Here is a 13,851-nt window from a genome sequence, read left to right as displayed (position 1 = left end):
TGTTACTTAGTTCGGGAAGTAGCTGAACGGACCAGGAGGCACGGGCCGCCCGGCCTCATGAACGCTGCTGAGCTGACCAATCAGGCCGCCGGCGAAGGCGACCCCGAGAATCACGGCGACGGCGGTGGAGCGGCGGCGAGCCTGACGCTGACGCGTGGTGGGCGCGGTGAAGAGGACGGGCCCGCTATGGGGCGCTTCATAGCCACGGATCATGATGGGGGCACCCCAGAATTTCGGCACGAGCCGCATGCCCGCATTTCGCTAACGTCACAGTCGTGCTGCTGTTCCCGCTCATCGACGGTTCAGGTGCGCTGGTTCAAAATGGTCGCAATGAGGTCACGGCCTCCCCATCTATTGAGCACCATGATCAAGCCCAGACACGTTCTCGCCGCCGGCCTCGCCGCCGGCCTCATGTTCGCCTTCGCGAACCTCGCCTCCGCGCAAGGGAGCCTGGAGGGTCGAGAAGTTCGCGCCTCCGACGGCGCGGTGCTGGGGACCATCGCCAAGGTGATCACCGGCGCCGACGGTCGTCCGCTGCAGGTGCTCGTGCAGCCCAAGGGCGTGCGGGCCGCGGGGCCTCGCAGCCTGCCCTACAAGGCCCTGAGTCCGGAGGGCGACCAGTTCGTCATCCCGCTCAGCAAGGCGGAGTTCGACTCGATGCCGGCGGTGGACCTGGCGGCGAAATAATTTTCAAAAAACTCGCGCGGAGCGGGAACCAAGGATTCCAGAACGAGTTTGATATTTGCGAAGGCGGCGACGCCCCCCCGACTTGAGACCGGCGCACACGCCGGTCTGCCGCCTTCGCACCCCATTCTCGATGTGCACACCTTCAAGGCGGCTCTCCCCAGAGCCGCCTGATTTTTCGCGCGCTATACGATAGTCCGTCTCTATTTTCGGGGTGTCGAGAGCTTGAGGGTCACGTCGGCGCGGCGGCGCAGGGGCCGGGTGTCCCCCGAGGCGGTGACGGAGCCGGACTGACCGGCGGCGCTCAGGTCGAACTCCGCGGCGGGCAGGCCGGTGGCCGCAAGCGCCTTGGTGACCGAGGCGGCGCGCTGCTTGGAAAGTTCCAGATTGGCGGCGGGGACGCCGGCGGCGTCGGCCAGGCCCAGGACCAGCACCTTGTCCACCCGACAGCCCTTGGCCTGGTCGGCTGCGGCGCGCAACACCGCGCGGCCTTCCTTGGTGACATCGGCGGAGTCGGGCTCGAAGTAGATATCGACCGTCACGTCGGCGCAGCTGGCCTCGCGCTTGACGATGCGGTCGCGTGCGCTGGTCATCGTTGTGCAACCCGCCCCCAGGATCGCCACCACCAGAACCGCCGCGCCAAGTCCACGAACCGTCGTCATGAGCCACACCTTCAGGAACAAGCCGCCACCATAGCCCAGCGCCGTGGCATAGCCATCCATGCCAGCAACGCATGGCGACGCTTGACGTTTCCTGCCGCTCGGCGCCGGAACCCCTAACAGCCTCCACCGTTTCGAGAGTCCAATACGCGAACGGAGACCACGACCATGCTGTGGAAACGACGCAACAAGATTGCCAACGAGACCCTCGCCCACGAAGAGCACGAGGTCCGTGACGCCTATGCGCGCGGCCGCCGTGATGAGCGCAAGGCTCGCAAACGTCATCCGATCATGATGACCCTGACCTTCGCCGCAGCCCTGGTGGGCGGCGTGGTCCTGGTGCTGGCCGCCAAGGAGGGCTCCTTCGCCCGCAGCGGCGGTATCGTCGACCACGGCCTGGCGCTGGCGACCGACCGCGCCCAGCCGGTGGTGATGGACGCCGCCCGTGACTTCAAGGCCAAGACCTTCCGTCAGACGGAAAGCTGAGGCCTGGGTGGGGAGCAAGATTCGTAGCATCGAACTGATCGCCAACACCGCTTCGGGAAGTGTTGGTGCGGGCGCCCCTGACGAGGCGCGCGCGATCCTGGCCGAATTCGGCGGCAAGACGAACGTCTGCGTTCCAGAGAACGGCGACCTATCGGGCTGTCTGCAGGCCGCCGTCGACCGGGCGCCCGATCTGCTGGTCATCCTTGCCGGAGACGGCACGGCCCGCGCGGCGGCCGAGCTGTGCGGCATGGAGGGGCCGGTGATCGCCCCCCTGCCCGGCGGCACCATGAACATGCTGCCCAAGGCGGTTTACGGCACAACCGACTGGAAGGCCGCCCTGCGCGACACTCTGGAGTACGGCGAGGAACGCCCCCTCGGCGGGGGGGTGGTGGACGGCCGGCTGTTTCTGGTGGCCGCCATCCTCGGCTCTGGCGCGCTGCTGGCGCCTGCCCGCGAAGCGGTGCGCGAGGGCCGCCCGGTGATCGCGTTCCACCGCGCCCGCCGCGCCTGGCGCCGCGCCTTCTCCGGCCGGCTGCGTTACAGCCTGGACGGCGGCCCCCGCGGCATGGCCGAAGCGCTGACCTTCATGTGCCCCATCGCCTCGCGCGCCCTCGATGACGACGATCAGGTCCTGGAAGCCGCGGTCCTTGATCCCGCCGGGGTGGCCGAGGCCCTGCGTATCGGCCTGGCCAGCGTCATGGGCGACTGGCGCAATGACCCTGCGGTCCAGGCCATCGCCTGCCGCCAGGCTCGGATCTGGGCCTCCAGCGGCATCCCCGCCGTTCTGGACGGCGAGCCTGCGCGGCTGAAGGCCAGCGTCCAGGTCACCTGGAAGAGCGAGGTCACCCGCGTCCGGGCGCCGCCAAAGACCGCCAGGCCCGATGAACCTGCTGCCCCGGCGTCGAAGACCGTTAAGGCGAAGGCCTGATGCGGATCGCCCACCTCTCCGATATCCACTTCGGCGGGGAGAACGTCGAGGCCGTGGCCGCCGCGACGCAACGCCTCGCCGCCGACCACCTGGACCTGGTTGTGGTGTCAGGCGACCTGACCCGGTTCGGCGAGAAGGGCGAGTTCACCGCCGCGGCGGCCTGGCTGAAGCAGCTGCCTGAACCCCTGCTGGTGACGCCCGGCAATCACGACGCGCCCTATTTCGCCGTGTACGATCGCGTCTTCACCCCCTTCGCCCGCTATGAGCGCGCCATTGGCCGCGCCCGCTTCCAGACCCATCTCTCGCCGGGCCTCGCGGTCTATGGCGTCAACACCGCGCGCGGGGTGCAGCCCCGGGCCAACTGGTCCAAGGGCCAGATCTCCGAGCATCAGGTGGAGGAGGCCTTGGCCTGGTTCGCCAAGGCGCCGGAGGGTGTTCTGAAGATCCTGGTCTGCCACCATCCGCTCACCGAGATGCTGGGAGGGCCGATGACCGGAAAGGTCTGGCGTGGCGAGGCCGCCGCCAAGGCCTTCGCCGAAGCCGGAGTCGATCTGGTGTTGACCGGTCATATCCATGCCCCCTTCACCTGGCCCTACGGCTATGGTGACGGAAAGACCTATGCGGCCGGGTGTGGGACCCTGTCGGTTCGCGAACGTGGCGTTCCTGCCGGATTCAACATTGTTGAAACTGACGCCGCCGAGATGCGGATCACAGCCCTGGCCTGGACCGGGAAGAGCTTCGAGTCCGAGCGCACCTGGTCCCTGGCCCGCCGCTGAGATCTACGCAGGGCCGCACAGCAAAGCGCGCCCCCGACCAGGTCGAGGGCGCGCCATTCGCATCGTCGGGGCGTGGCTAGACGCTTCGCCCACGGACGAGGTGCATGACGAGGCTGACCACGAACAGCACCAGGAAGACAAAGAACAGAATCTTGGCGACACCCATCGCGGCGCCCGCGATGGAGGTGAAGCCGAGGAGGCCGGCGATCAAGGCGACCACCAGGAAGGTCAGGGCCCAGCTCAGCATGGGAGAAGCTCCGGTTGGTTTGCGTACCTAGTTCGAACGTGCGTCAAGCGCAGCCGTTCCCCCGGCGGACTCGACAGGCCCCGGATGCGTCCAGGCCTTCCCCTCGCCGCGGGCGGCGGCGTACTGGCTCTGCGCGAAGCTCCAGTTGGGCAGGGCCTCGAACCAAGCCTCGAGGAAGGCTTTCCGGTCATTCTTGTGATCCAGATAGTAGGCGTGTTCCCAGACGTCGCAGACCAGCAGGGGCGTCAGGCCCTGGTGAACGAGCAGGTCCTCAGCGTCGTGGGTGGAGAGCACCTTGAGGGCGTCACCTTCGGCCGCCAGCCACACCCAGCCCGAACCGAAGTGCCCCGCGCCCTCCTTCACAAACGCGGCCTTGAGGGCGTCAAGTCCGCCGAAGTCTCGGGCCACGGACTGGAGCAGGGCGCCGTCGAGGGTTTGCCGGCGCGTGCTCATGGCGGTCCAGAAGAAGGTGTGGTTCCAGGCCTGGGCGGCGCTGTTGAAGAGCTTCCTGGCCTTGTCGTCGCCGAAGGCGTCGCGGACCACCTCCTCCAGGTTCTTGGGCGTGGCGCCCGCCTTGGCCAACAGGTCGTTGAGCGTGTCGACGTACTTCTTGTGATGCTTCTCGTGGTGCAGATGCATCGTCGCGCGGGAGATGACCGGCTCAAGGGCGGCGTGGTCGTAGGGCAGCGGCGGCAGTTCGAACATGTTGGGGTTCCAGACTGGGGGTGGCGCGAACGCCTGTCCCTTCAGAAACCCCTGAACCCTGTGTCGGGTTCTCTACTTTTTCTTCGAGGTGTTGGTGGAGCGCGTCGCCATGGCCGTGGCCAGGATGGTGGCGACGATCTTGGGGTTCTTCAGCGCCACCAGACTCGCGCCGATAATGGCGCTGGCCGCGACGATCGGCTTGTCCTTGGCCAGGTCGATGAGGCGGGTGAGGGTGTCGCGTTCCTCGGCCTGCTTGCCGAACTTCGAGGGGCTGATCTTGATCAGCAGGACCAGGGCGCACAGCGCCATCAGCAAGGCTGCGGCGCCGGCCACGCAGGCGGCGGCCCAGGCAGGGCCCACCTGCGGCAGCACCGCGGCATAGAGCGCAAAGGCCAGGGCCACGACGACAACGACCGCCGCCGCGCCAAGCGCGGAGACGGCCGAAACGTAGAGAAGCGCCTTCTTGAAGATCAACGGTTACGGCCGCTGGCGAGCAGCAGACCCACCAGCAGGCCGACGCCCAGCGCGGTGCCGGCGGCCATCAGCGGCTTCTCGCGGACGCGCTCGACGACATAACGTTGGGCTTCGTCCAGATGTTCGCCGGCGTTGTCGGCATAGGTGCGGCTTTGGGCGCGGACCTGTTCCATGCCCTCGGCGACGATCTTCTCGAAGCGCTTGGCGGCTTCGGCGAAGCTGCGTTCGGCCTGGCTGGCCAGTTGGGTCGCGGCGTCAGCCACGGAGCTGGCGGCAGCCTTGGCTTCCTCGGCGGTCCGTTCGACGGCGTTCGCGGGCATTGAAGATTCTCCAGAAAATGGGGGCTGCCCCGCACGGCCTTGTGAGCGTGGGGAAGCACAGCCACAACGCCGCGCATCTTAGGCCGGTTCCGGCCGCCGCGCAAAGCCGTCGCGCCTGATCAAATTGTGTCTGGAATTGAGAAGTCCAACCCACGGTTCCTGTCGCGTCGGCGCGAACCGCGATCTATGATCGCTTCATGAGCGAAAAGGCCGCCGGCCTGAACCTGGACCGCAAGCGCCTCGACCTCGCGCTGCAGGCTGCGCGTCTGGGCGAGTTCGAGTGGGACATCGTCCGCGGCGTGTTTATCGTCAGCGACCGGATGGCGGCGATCACCGGCCTGCCCGCCGGTGAAATGCCGGTCAGCGGCCCTCAAGATATTCAGGACCTCGTCCATCCCGATGACCGGGAAGCCTTGAACAGCCTAATCCAGGACGGCCTGCGCACGGAAGGCCGCTACGAGGCCGAGTACCGCCTGCGCCCCGGCCCCAACGGCGAGATACGGTGGCTGCGGGCGGCGGGCATTCAGGTGCTGGATGACGCCGGAAAGATGATCTCCATCTGCGGCGTCATCCAGAACATCACCGACAGTCGCGTCGAGGAGGACCATCGCCGCACCCTGATGGCCGAGGTCGATCACCGGGTGAAGAACGTGCTGGCGGCGGTCCAATCGCTCGCCTACCAGACCGCTAAACGCACGACATCGCTGGATAGCTTCCTCTCCAATTTTTCAGGCCGGCTCAAGTCGATGGGCGCGGCCAACGAGCTGCTGACCGCGGCCCGGTGGCGCGGCGCGGCCATCGCCCACCTGACCGCCGCGGAACTGGGGGGCATCGCGCCGGGCCAGACCCGTTGGACTGGCCCTGAACTCTTTCTGACGCCGCGCGCCGCCAACGCCTTGTCGCTGGCCTTGCATGAACTGGCCACCAATGCGGTGAAGTTCGGAGCGCTTTCCACGGACGCCGGCCGGGTTGACGTCCGTTGGACCAAGACGGCGGGCGGCGGGTTCGAATTGAACTGGAATGAGAGCGGCGGCCCGCCGGTGGGAATTCCCGGGCACAGAGGATTCGGCTCGACCCTGCTGGCCCAGGTGACGGGGCGCGAGCTGAACGGTGAGGTCGTCCCCGAGTTCCGGGCGGGCGGGGTGCGGGTGCGGGTCACCGCAGGCGCCCAGACCCTGGTGGAGCGCCCCGACAATGTGCCCGAGGCGCCGGCGGTCAGGGTGTTCGAGACGACGCAGAAGACCGACCGCCCCACCGATCTGCGCGGCTCCAGGGTGCTGATCGTCGAGGACGCGGTGCTGTTGGCCCTGGAGCTGGAGACCGGCCTTTCCGACGCCGGCGCCGAGGTGGTGGGACCGGCCTATGAACTGGCCGAGGCCATGGCTCTGCTGGACGGCCATATCGACGCCGCAGTGCTGGACGCCAATCTCAACGGCCTGTCGGTGCATCCGGTGGCCGAGGCCCTGGCCGCCCGCGGCATCCCCTTCGTGTTCGCCACCGGCTATGGCGACACCGGCGCGCCGCTCGGCTTCGACGCCCCGATCATCCGCAAACCCTACGACGTGACCCAGGTCGCCGCCGCCGTCTCGGCCCTGCTCAACGCGACCTAGACATCTTCGCCGTTCAGGAACCTGATCATGGTCGCGTTCGCCGCGCGGTCCTGGATCATGAACAGGTGGCCGCCCTCGAAGAAGCGCAGCACCGATCCCTTGATGCGGCCGGCCAGGTTTTCCTGCGTCGCGGGCAGGGCGATGCCGTCATAGCGCCCCGCGGCGATCAGGGTGGGAACTTCGATCTGGTCCAGGCGATCCCAGGTGTCGTGATGCGCGCGCGCCTCCAACTGCCGCCGGGCGCCCATTTCCCGACCGGGTTCGCCGGCGAAGGGATCGACGGCGCTCATGGCGATGAGCTGCCTGTAGGTGTCGGGATTGGCCTGCGCCCAGGCGGCGTCGCGGCGAGTGTCGGAGACCGGCATCAGATGCTGGGCGCGGTCCTCGCCCTTCAGATGGTCGATCTCGTGGAAGGGGAAGGAGGCCCCGCCCGCTCCGCCCGGCGAGGTGCAGGCCAGGACCAGCCGGTCGACCCGGTGCGGGTGCCGCAAGACCAGCTCCTGGGCCACCATGCCGCCGAAGGACACGCCTATGACATGGGCCTTCTCGATCCCCAGCTCGCCCATCAAGTCCGACGCGTCATCGGCATAGTCGGCCATGCTGTAGTCGAGGTCGGGCTTGTCGGACCGCCCCAGGCCGCGCTGGTCGTAGGAGACCATGTCGAAGACCTTGGGGAACGGCCCGTCGAACTGGTTGGGTTTGTTGCGCAGATCGCCGCCGGTGCCGGAGATGAACAGCAGGGGCGGCCCCGACCCGGCCTGCTCGTAATAGATATCCAGGCCATTCACGTGGGCGGTGGGCATTCAATTTCTCCCTTGCGGCGACTACGGCGCCGCATCACCTAGGTTCCGACGGGCGAGAGTTCCGGGCAAGCGGGGAAGCAACATGAAAAGCGTCGTGGTCACGGGCGTCTCCACTGGCATCGGCTGGGGGACTGCCAAGGTTCTGACCGGCCAGGGCGTTCGGGTGTTCGGCAGCGTCCGCAAGGCCGCCGACGCCGACCGCCTGCGCCAGGAATTCGGTGACCGCTTTGTCCCGCTGGTCTTCGACGTCACCGACGAGGCTGCGGTGCGCGCCGCCGCCGATCAGGTCCGCGTGGCCCTGGCCGGAGAGCCGCTGATGGGCCTGGTGAATAATGCCGGGGTCGCCGTGGCCGGCCCCCTGCTGCATCTGCCCATCGCCGACTTCCGCCAGCAGATCGAGGTCAACCTGACTGGCGTGGTCACCACCACCCAGGCCTTCGCACCGCTCTTGAACGCCGGCGGCCAGGGGACATCGGGCAGGATCGTCAACATCAGCTCGGTGGGGGGCAAGAACGGTTCGCCCTTCATGGCCCCCTACAACGCCTCGAAGTTCGCCCTTGAGGGTCTGTCGGAGTCCCTGCGCCGGGAGCTGATGCTGTTCGGCGTCGAGGTCATCGTGGTGGCGCCGGGCGCCGTGGCCACGCCGATCTGGGGCAAGGCGCGCCCTGAGGATATCGAGCCCTATCGTGACACCGCCTTCTATCCGGCTCTGCAGAAGGTTCATGCCTTCATGACCGCCAGCGGGGCCGCCGGCCTGCCCCCCGAAGCCATAGGCGAGGCGGTGGCCAAAGCCCTGACCACCGCCAAACCCAAGGTCCGCTACACCATCACCCCCAATCCGGTGATGACCTTCATGATGGCCAACCTGCCCCGGCGGGTGGTGGATCGGATGGTGGGCAAGCGGCTGGGCCTGACCTAGCGCCTTCAGGCGAAGGGGCCGCCGGTTCGCCGTCCGAAAGCGCGGCAAGCTGAAGAGACCTAGACCTTCGGCATGAGGATCTGCTGGGCTGAGGCGCGGGCGATCAGGTCGCCGTCCTCACGCCGGAAGTCAGCCTCCACGGTGATCAACTGGCGGGTGACGGCGGTGACCCGGCCCTCGATGGTGAGAGGTCGCGCGGCGCCGACCTTCACGAACAGCATCTGTAGATTGATGGTCCGATAGTAGTTCTCGTCGGGCACGACGGTCATGGCCGCGAAGGCCAGGATCTGGTCAGCCAGCGCCGCCAGATAGCCGCCGAACATCGAGCCGTCGCCATTGATCACGTCGGGGCTGGGCTGCCAGGTCTTGCGCACCCAGCCCGTCCCCCAATCCTCCAGGGTTCCCAGCTTCAGGGTGGTCACCACCGGCGGGACCTCCAGGTTTCCCGCCTTCAACGCATCAAGTCGTTCGGTCGCCCAGGTCATTCCAAAATGCCTCGAAGTTGTTGAGGCGCAGACAATCCGAGCTAAGCTCAGATTTTCCTACTCGCCTTCAAGCAGAGGTCTTCAGCACATGGCGCAATCCCAACGCCGGCAACCGAGACAGGCCCGCGCGGTGGCGACCCAGGCCGCCATCTTCGAGGCCACGGCTCAGATTCTGGAGGGGCAGGGGGAAGCGGCCTTGACCACCAACGCCATCGCCGAACGGGCCGGGATCAGCATCGGGACGCTCTACCAGTACCACGCCGACAAGAGCTCGATCCTGGTGGCCATGGCGCTGGCCGAGAACGCCAAGGTGCGCGAGGCTTTGACCGCTGCGGCGGGGCCGGACGGGGTTTCCAGCGCGCGCCTGGCGATCCGCGTTCAGATCGCCATCATGGCCGACCGTCCGGCCACGCGGCGGGCCTGCCTGAAGGCCATCCTGGCGACCGAGCTCATCCCCACCGAGGAACGGACCACCAACCGGCTCATCGAGCGCCATCCCGGCGACCGCCTGGACCGCTTCGTCATCAGCCGGGCGGTGATCGGGGTGATCCGCGCCGCGGTGCTGGAGGGCTCGCCGGTGCTCACCGATCCGGGGCTGGAGGACGCCCTGGTGAAATTGGTGGAGAGCTACGCGCTCTAGGTTGGCGGCTTATGGATCGGGTCGATCCAGGCCACGCCCTGCGGTTTCTCCACCGGCTCGATGTCCAGGTTCACCACGACGGCGTCGCTGTCGCTGCGCACCAGCAGGCATTCCAGGGTCTCCTCGGCCGAGGCGTTGATCTCCTGGTGCGGCACATAGGGCGGCACATAGATGAAGTCGCCGGGGCCCGCCTCGGCGGTGAACTCCAGGCGCTCGCCCCAGCGCATCCGCGCCCGGCCTTTCAACACATATATGACGCTCTCCAGCGGCCCGTGGTGGTGGGCGCCGGTCTTGGCGTCGGCATGGATGTGGACGGTCCCGGCCCAGAGTTTCTGGGCGCCAACGCGGGCGAAGTTGATCGCCGCGGCCCGGTCCATGCCCGGGGTCTGGGGGGTGTTGGTGTCGAGTTGGTCGCCGGGGACGACGCGGACCCCGGTGTGCTTCCAGGCGTCCTCGGGGATATCGGACATGGGTCAGGTCTCCGGCTGAGGCCCTAGACTATGCCCTTGGCCCGCAGCTCCGCCACTCGGTTTGCATCAAGGCCCGCCAGGCCGGTCAGCACCTCGTCGGTGTGCTGGCCGAGCGTGGGCCCAGGCCAGCGAACCTTGCCCGGCGTCTCTGACATCTTCGGGAAGGCGTTCTGCATCTTGATCTTGCCGAACACCGGATGGTCGGTCTCCACGATGGTGTCGCGCGCCTTGTATTGCGCGTTCTCCAGCATGTCCGGGGCCCGGAAGACGCGGCCCGACGGGATGCCCTCGGCCTCCAGCAGGGCCAGCAGATCGTCCAGGGTGAAGCCCTGGGTCCAGTCGGCGATGATGTCGTCCAGCTCGCCCTGGTTTACGCCGCGCGAGGCGTGGTCGACGAACTTCGGGTCCTTGGCCAGCTCCGGTTGGCCCATGGTCTGGGCCAGGCGCGCGAAGACCGTATCGCCATTGCCACCGATCAGGATCATCTCGCCTTTGGCGCACGGATAGACGTTGGAGGGCGCGATCCCGGGCAGGATCGAGCCCGAGCGTTCGCGGACGTAGCCGGTCAGGTCGTATTCGGTGACCAGGTTCTCCATCACCGCCAGGACGCTCTCATAGAGGGCGACGTCCAGCATCTGGCCACGGCCGGTATTGGCCCGATGGTGCAGGGCCATGGTGATCCCCATCACCGCGTGCATGGCTGTCAGGCTGTCGCCGATGGAGATGCCGGCCCGCGCCGGGGGCCGGTCGGGCTCGCCGGTGACGTGGCGCAGGCCGCCCATGGCCTCGCCGATCAGGCCGTATCCGGCCCGGCTGGCGTAGGGTCCGGTCTGGCCGAAGCCGGAGACCCTGGCCATGATCAGGCCGGGATTGGTGGCCGCGAGCGCCTCATAGCCCATGCCCCACTTCTCCATGGTGCCGGGGCGGAAATTCTCGATCAGGATGTCGGCCTTGGCGATCAGGCCCGCCGCGATCTCCCGGCCTTCCGGGGTGCGCAGGTCCAGGCCCACCGACTGCTTGTTGCGCCCGATCACCGGCCACCAGGGCGACAGGCCCTGGGGCAGGCTGCGGCCCCACTGACGCATGGGGTCGCCGGTTTTCGGATCCTCGATCTTGATCACGCGGGCCCCGAAATCCCCGAGGATCTGGCCGGCGAAAGGCCCGGCGATCAGGGTGCCCATCTCGATGACCACGAGGTCCTTCAGCGGGCCTTGGGCGGCGTCGGTCATTTGAAACTCCCCGGAACAGGACAGCGCGCCATGGGTTTGGACCGGCACGAGCGGGTCGTTGGACCCGCGCGAACGCCTATCTGTCAATGCTCCAGGAGTACCTCATGAGCCGCCATCTGCTGATCGCGGGCGCGTGCGTCGTCGCCCTCTCCCTCGCCGCCTGCGGCCAGAAGGCCGAGACCACGCAGGGTGCCGCCACCCCGGCCGAGCAGGCGATGACCCCGGACGCCAATCCCGCCGCCACCATTCCGAGCCCCCAGAACGAGGCCGCCGCCGTCGACTTCGTGCCCCAGGCCGCCGCCAGCGACATGTTCGAGATCGAGGCGGCCAAGATCGCCCAGAAGCGCTCCGCCAACGCCGAGGTGAAGAAATTCGCCGGCGACATGATCACCGCCCACACCAGGTCGACGGCGGGGCTCAAGAAGGCCATCGCCGATTCCGCCCAGACCATCACCCCGCCGGCCGCCCTGCCCAGCGACCTGCAGGGCAAGCTTGACGACCTGAACAAGGCCGACGCCAAGGACTTCGACAAGAAGTACGTCGACGGCCAGGTGGACGCCCACCAGGGCGCGCTCAACCTGATGCAGCGCTACGCCGAGGACGGCGATGTCATGGCCATCAAGGCCTTCGCCGCGGCCACCGCCCCGGTGGTCCAGGGTCACCTCGACACGGCCAAGGCCATGCAAGCCAAGATGAAGTAGGGCGCTTAGACCCCCGCCCCAGGCGTCCCGGCGCGAGGGGCGGGGTTCCCTTCGAAGGGGTGGGGGCGTAAGGCCGCTCTCATGACCGATTACGTCCTTGCTCCGCCGGCTCAGGCCGCCGTCCCCGTCGAGGGCTCGAGCGCCCTCTTTCCCGTCCGCCGCATCCTTTGCGTGGGCCGCAACTACGCCGCCCACCGACGCGAGATGGGGGGCGACGACCGCGATCCGCCGTTCTTCTTCGCCAAGCCCGCCGACGCCGTGGTGATCCCCGGCGGCCCGGTTCCCTATCCGGCCCGCACGTCCAACCTGCATCACGAGATCGAGCTGGTGGTGGCCCTGAAGGGGGGCGGTTCGAACGTCGCTGTCGAGAACGCGCTGGACCTGGTCTACGGCTATGCGGTGGGCGTCGACCTCACCCGCCGCGACCTCCAGAACGCCGCCAAGGACAAGGGCCAGCCCTGGGAGGCCGGCAAGGCCTTCGACGCCTCGGCGCCGATCTCCGCCATCCGCCCCTGGACCGGCCCCGCCCCGCAGGGCCGCATCGCCATCTCGGTGAACGGGACGGTGAAACAGGAGGGTGTGGTGGCCGACATGATCTGGAACGTCGCCGAGATCATCAGCGAGGCCTCCAGGCTCTGGACGCTCACGGCTGGCGACCTGATCTTCACCGGCACCCCCGAAGGTGTCGCGGCCATCGTGGCCGGCGACAGGGTCGAAGGCGAAGTCGAAGGCGTCGGCGCCCTCAGCTTCACGGTGGCCTAGGATGAGCCTCACCCTCTATTCCCAATGGCGGGCCACCGCCCCCTATCGCGTCCGTATCGGCCTGGCGCTCAAGGGCCTCGACTACGCCTATGAGCCTGTCGACCTGGTGGCCGGCGCCCAGCACAAGCCGGCCTATCGGGCGGTCAACATCCAGCGCCTGGTGCCGACCCTGGACTTTGGCGACGGGACCGACGCCCTGACCCAGAGCCTGGCGATCCTGGAATATCTCGACGAGACCCATCCCGAGCCGGCCCTGCTGCCCAGGGATCCGATGGACCGCGCCCGGGTGCGCGCCATGGCCGGGGTCATCGCCTGCGACATCCATCCGCTGAACAACATGCGGGTCCAGCGGGCCTTGGAGGCCATGGATGTCGCCGCCCCGCGCCGCGCCAAGTGGACCGAGCGCTGGATCGTCGACGGCTTCAACACCCTGGAGCCGATGATCGCCAAGTATGGCGCGGGCTTCTGCTTCGGCGACACGCCGACGATCGCCGACTGCTGCCTGATCCCGCAGATCTATTCAGCGGCCCGGTACAAGGTGGAGCTCGACGCCTGGCCCGCGATCCAGGCCGTGGGGCAGCGCTCGAAAGAGCACCCAGCCTTCATCGCCGCCCTGCCGGAGAACCAGCCGGACGCAGTTCCCGCCTAGTTCCCCCTCACCCGCACCCGCGCCGTGACCTTGCGCCCCTCGCCGTCGATGACCATCAGGCGGTAGAAGCCCGGCCCCTTGGGCCGCCAGACCACGCGGCCCGAGACCGGGTCGCGGTCCAGGGGCTCCCCCTCGACGTACCAGGAGAGGCCCTCACCGCCGGCGGCCAGGACCAGGCCCCGCGACTTGGGGCCGAAGCTTTCCACCTGCACCGCCGCGCCGTCCGGCGGGAAGATCAGGCGCGGGCCTTCGGAGACGGTGTCCAGGCTCTGCAGGGCGGTCGGGGCGGCGCGCGGCGCTATGG

The 13,851-nt window shown here is 68.0% G+C and carries 20 protein-coding genes and 1 pseudogene; 10 read left to right on the top strand and 11 right to left on the bottom strand.

Translation table 11 applies throughout. The annotated features are described in order from the left end of the window. Positions 1-6: 6 nt before the first annotated feature. The gene (locus tag AAC997_RS07290) at positions 7-213 is read right to left on the bottom strand and encodes a hypothetical protein (protein ID WP_340645030.1); all 207 of its coding nucleotides are present in this window, start codon (positions 211-213) and stop codon (positions 7-9) included. A 150-nt stretch (positions 214-363) separates the two neighbouring features. Between AAC997_RS07290 and AAC997_RS07285 the strand changes: the two genes are divergently transcribed. After that, positions 364-687 carry a PRC-barrel domain-containing protein gene (locus AAC997_RS07285; protein WP_340645029.1) on the top strand — a complete coding sequence of 108 codons (324 nt, stop codon included), beginning with the start codon at positions 364-366 and terminating at the stop codon, positions 685-687. 200 nt (positions 688-887) lie between these two features. On the opposite strand, the gene AAC997_RS07280 is transcribed toward AAC997_RS07285, so the two are convergent. Beyond that, positions 888-1,406 carry an OmpA family protein gene (locus AAC997_RS07280; RefSeq protein WP_340645028.1) on the bottom strand — a complete coding sequence of 173 codons (519 nt, stop codon included), beginning with the start codon at positions 1,404-1,406 and terminating at the stop codon, positions 888-890. 105 nt (positions 1,407-1,511) lie between these two features. Between AAC997_RS07280 and AAC997_RS07275 the strand changes: the two genes are divergently transcribed. From AAC997_RS07275 to AAC997_RS07265, 3 genes are read left to right on the top strand one after another with little or no spacing between them, the layout of a single operon-like run. Then, positions 1,512-1,829: a hypothetical protein gene (locus tag AAC997_RS07275; RefSeq protein WP_340645027.1), complete on the top strand. Its 318-nt coding sequence runs from the start codon at positions 1,512-1,514 to the stop codon at positions 1,827-1,829. Positions 1,830-1,836: 7 nt separating this feature from the next. After that, positions 1,837-2,757 (top strand): diacylglycerol kinase family protein, encoded by a 921-nt coding sequence (locus AAC997_RS07270; RefSeq protein ID WP_340645026.1) that lies wholly within the window; start codon positions 1,837-1,839, stop codon positions 2,755-2,757. Next, positions 2,757-3,533 carry a metallophosphoesterase gene (locus tag AAC997_RS07265; protein WP_340645025.1) on the top strand — a complete coding sequence of 259 codons (777 nt, stop codon included), beginning with the start codon at positions 2,757-2,759 and terminating at the stop codon, positions 3,531-3,533. Before AAC997_RS07270 ends, AAC997_RS07265 begins: the two co-directional genes overlap by 1 nt. A 76-nt stretch (positions 3,534-3,609) precedes the next feature. Here the strand turns inward: AAC997_RS07265 and AAC997_RS07260 are convergent, their stop codons facing one another. From AAC997_RS07260 to AAC997_RS07245, 4 genes are all read right to left on the bottom strand, one after another. Continuing rightward, the gene (locus AAC997_RS07260) at positions 3,610-3,780 is read right to left on the bottom strand and encodes a DUF1328 domain-containing protein (RefSeq protein WP_215338125.1); all 171 of its coding nucleotides are present in this window, start codon (positions 3,778-3,780) and stop codon (positions 3,610-3,612) included. Between the two features lie 27 nt (positions 3,781-3,807). After that, positions 3,808-4,485, bottom strand: coding sequence for a superoxide dismutase (locus AAC997_RS07255; protein ID WP_340645024.1), 678 nt, complete (start codon positions 4,483-4,485; stop codon positions 3,808-3,810). A 72-nt stretch (positions 4,486-4,557) separates the two neighbouring features. Then, positions 4,558-4,959: a hypothetical protein gene (locus AAC997_RS07250; RefSeq protein WP_340645023.1), complete on the bottom strand. Its 402-nt coding sequence runs from the start codon at positions 4,957-4,959 to the stop codon at positions 4,558-4,560. Further along, entirely contained in the window at positions 4,956-5,279 is a 324-nt protein-coding gene (locus AAC997_RS07245) for a hypothetical protein (protein ID WP_340645022.1), read from the bottom strand. Before AAC997_RS07245 ends, AAC997_RS07250 begins: the two co-directional genes overlap by 4 nt. A gap of 197 nt (positions 5,280-5,476) precedes the next feature. On the opposite strand from AAC997_RS07245, the gene AAC997_RS07240 reads away from it, so the two are divergent. Continuing rightward, entirely contained in the window at positions 5,477-6,889 is a 1,413-nt protein-coding gene (locus AAC997_RS07240; RefSeq protein WP_340645021.1) for an HWE histidine kinase domain-containing protein, read from the top strand. Here AAC997_RS07240 and AAC997_RS07235 read toward each other — a convergent pair. Next, positions 6,886-7,692 (bottom strand): alpha/beta hydrolase, encoded by an 807-nt coding sequence (locus tag AAC997_RS07235; protein ID WP_340645020.1) that lies wholly within the window; start codon positions 7,690-7,692, stop codon positions 6,886-6,888. The two genes, AAC997_RS07240 and AAC997_RS07235, sit on opposite strands and share 4 nt — an antisense overlap. Before the next feature lie 82 nt (positions 7,693-7,774). On the opposite strand from AAC997_RS07235, the gene AAC997_RS07230 reads away from it, so the two are divergent. Then, positions 7,775-8,611 (top strand): SDR family oxidoreductase, encoded by an 837-nt coding sequence (locus AAC997_RS07230; RefSeq protein ID WP_340645019.1) that lies wholly within the window; start codon positions 7,775-7,777, stop codon positions 8,609-8,611. 59 nt (positions 8,612-8,670) lie between these two features. Here AAC997_RS07230 and AAC997_RS07225 read toward each other — a convergent pair whose 3' ends face one another. Then, a complete protein-coding gene (locus AAC997_RS07225; RefSeq protein ID WP_340645018.1) occupies positions 8,671-9,096 on the bottom strand; it encodes a PaaI family thioesterase in 426 nt (141 codons plus the stop codon). Between the two features lie 88 nt (positions 9,097-9,184). Between AAC997_RS07225 and AAC997_RS07220 the strand changes: the two genes are divergently transcribed. After that, positions 9,185-9,736 (top strand): helix-turn-helix domain-containing protein, encoded by a 552-nt coding sequence (locus tag AAC997_RS07220; protein WP_340645017.1) that lies wholly within the window; start codon positions 9,185-9,187, stop codon positions 9,734-9,736. Here the strand turns inward: AAC997_RS07220 and AAC997_RS07215 are convergent. Both AAC997_RS07215 and AAC997_RS07210 read right to left on the bottom strand, forming a co-directional pair. After that, on the bottom strand, positions 9,733-10,206 hold the full coding sequence (locus AAC997_RS07215) for a cupin domain-containing protein (RefSeq protein ID WP_340645016.1): 474 nt from the start codon (positions 10,204-10,206) through the stop codon (positions 9,733-9,735). The two genes, AAC997_RS07220 and AAC997_RS07215, sit on opposite strands and share 4 nt — an antisense overlap. Positions 10,207-10,229: 23 nt before the next feature. Then, positions 10,230-11,435 (bottom strand): CaiB/BaiF CoA-transferase family protein, encoded by a 1,206-nt coding sequence (locus tag AAC997_RS07210; RefSeq protein ID WP_340645014.1) that lies wholly within the window; start codon positions 11,433-11,435, stop codon positions 10,230-10,232. Positions 11,436-11,539: 104 nt separating this feature from the next. Between AAC997_RS07210 and AAC997_RS07205 the strand changes: the two genes are divergently transcribed. The 3 genes from AAC997_RS07205 to maiA all read left to right on the top strand — a co-directional run bounded on the left by AAC997_RS07205 (position 11,540) and on the right by maiA (position 13,547). Then, a complete protein-coding gene (locus AAC997_RS07205; RefSeq protein WP_340645013.1) occupies positions 11,540-12,136 on the top strand; it encodes a DUF4142 domain-containing protein in 597 nt (198 codons plus the stop codon). A gap of 81 nt (positions 12,137-12,217) precedes the next feature. Then, positions 12,218-12,898, top strand: a complete 681-nt coding sequence (locus tag AAC997_RS07200; protein WP_340645012.1) for a fumarylacetoacetate hydrolase family protein — start codon at positions 12,218-12,220, stop codon at positions 12,896-12,898. 1 nt (position 12,899) lies between these two features. Continuing rightward, entirely contained in the window at positions 12,900-13,547 is a 648-nt protein-coding gene (maiA, locus tag AAC997_RS07195; protein WP_340645011.1) for a maleylacetoacetate isomerase, read from the top strand. Here the strand turns inward: maiA and AAC997_RS07190 are convergent. Then, positions 13,544-13,851, bottom strand: a pseudogene (locus AAC997_RS07190) (penicillin-binding protein 1C); the annotation flags it as partial. The gene maiA and the pseudogene AAC997_RS07190 sit on opposite strands and share 4 nt — an antisense overlap.

The sequence above is a fragment of the Phenylobacterium sp. genome (genome assembly GCF_037968635.1).
Taxonomy (GTDB): domain Bacteria; phylum Pseudomonadota; class Alphaproteobacteria; order Caulobacterales; family Caulobacteraceae; genus Phenylobacterium.
Note: the sequence above shows the minus strand (reverse complement) of the source record. Positions and strands in the feature narration are given on the sequence as shown.

Bases quoted from the DNA above. Each gene is read 5' to 3' on its own strand.
- AAC997_RS07290 (WP_340645030.1), bottom strand. From the start codon at position 213: ATGATCCGTGGCTATGAAGCGCCCCATAGCGGGCCCGTCCTCTTCACC.
- AAC997_RS07285 (WP_340645029.1), top strand. From the start codon at position 364: ATGATCAAGCCCAGACACGTTCTCGCCGCCGGCCTCGCCGCCGGCCTC.
- AAC997_RS07280 (WP_340645028.1), bottom strand. From the start codon at position 1,406: ATGGATGGCTATGCCACGGCGCTGGGCTATGGTGGCGGCTTGTTCCTG.
- AAC997_RS07275 (WP_340645027.1), top strand. From the start codon at position 1,512: ATGCTGTGGAAACGACGCAACAAGATTGCCAACGAGACCCTCGCCCAC.
- AAC997_RS07265 (WP_340645025.1), top strand. From the start codon at position 2,757: ATGCGGATCGCCCACCTCTCCGATATCCACTTCGGCGGGGAGAACGTC.
- AAC997_RS07260 (WP_215338125.1), bottom strand. From the start codon at position 3,780: ATGCTGAGCTGGGCCCTGACCTTCCTGGTGGTCGCCTTGATCGCCGGC.
- AAC997_RS07255 (WP_340645024.1), bottom strand. From the start codon at position 4,485: ATGTTCGAACTGCCGCCGCTGCCCTACGACCACGCCGCCCTTGAGCCG.
- AAC997_RS07245 (WP_340645022.1), bottom strand. From the start codon at position 5,279: ATGCCCGCGAACGCCGTCGAACGGACCGCCGAGGAAGCCAAGGCTGCC.
- AAC997_RS07240 (WP_340645021.1), top strand. From the start codon at position 5,477: ATGAGCGAAAAGGCCGCCGGCCTGAACCTGGACCGCAAGCGCCTCGAC.
- AAC997_RS07235 (WP_340645020.1), bottom strand. From the start codon at position 7,692: ATGCCCACCGCCCACGTGAATGGCCTGGATATCTATTACGAGCAGGCC.
- AAC997_RS07230 (WP_340645019.1), top strand. From the start codon at position 7,775: ATGAAAAGCGTCGTGGTCACGGGCGTCTCCACTGGCATCGGCTGGGGG.
- AAC997_RS07225 (WP_340645018.1), bottom strand. From the start codon at position 9,096: ATGACCTGGGCGACCGAACGACTTGATGCGTTGAAGGCGGGAAACCTG.
- AAC997_RS07220 (WP_340645017.1), top strand. From the start codon at position 9,185: ATGGCGCAATCCCAACGCCGGCAACCGAGACAGGCCCGCGCGGTGGCG.
- AAC997_RS07215 (WP_340645016.1), bottom strand. From the start codon at position 10,206: ATGTCCGATATCCCCGAGGACGCCTGGAAGCACACCGGGGTCCGCGTC.
- AAC997_RS07210 (WP_340645014.1), bottom strand. From the start codon at position 11,435: ATGACCGACGCCGCCCAAGGCCCGCTGAAGGACCTCGTGGTCATCGAG.
- AAC997_RS07205 (WP_340645013.1), top strand. From the start codon at position 11,540: ATGAGCCGCCATCTGCTGATCGCGGGCGCGTGCGTCGTCGCCCTCTCC.
- AAC997_RS07200 (WP_340645012.1), top strand. From the start codon at position 12,218: ATGACCGATTACGTCCTTGCTCCGCCGGCTCAGGCCGCCGTCCCCGTC.
- maiA (WP_340645011.1), top strand. From the start codon at position 12,900: ATGAGCCTCACCCTCTATTCCCAATGGCGGGCCACCGCCCCCTATCGC.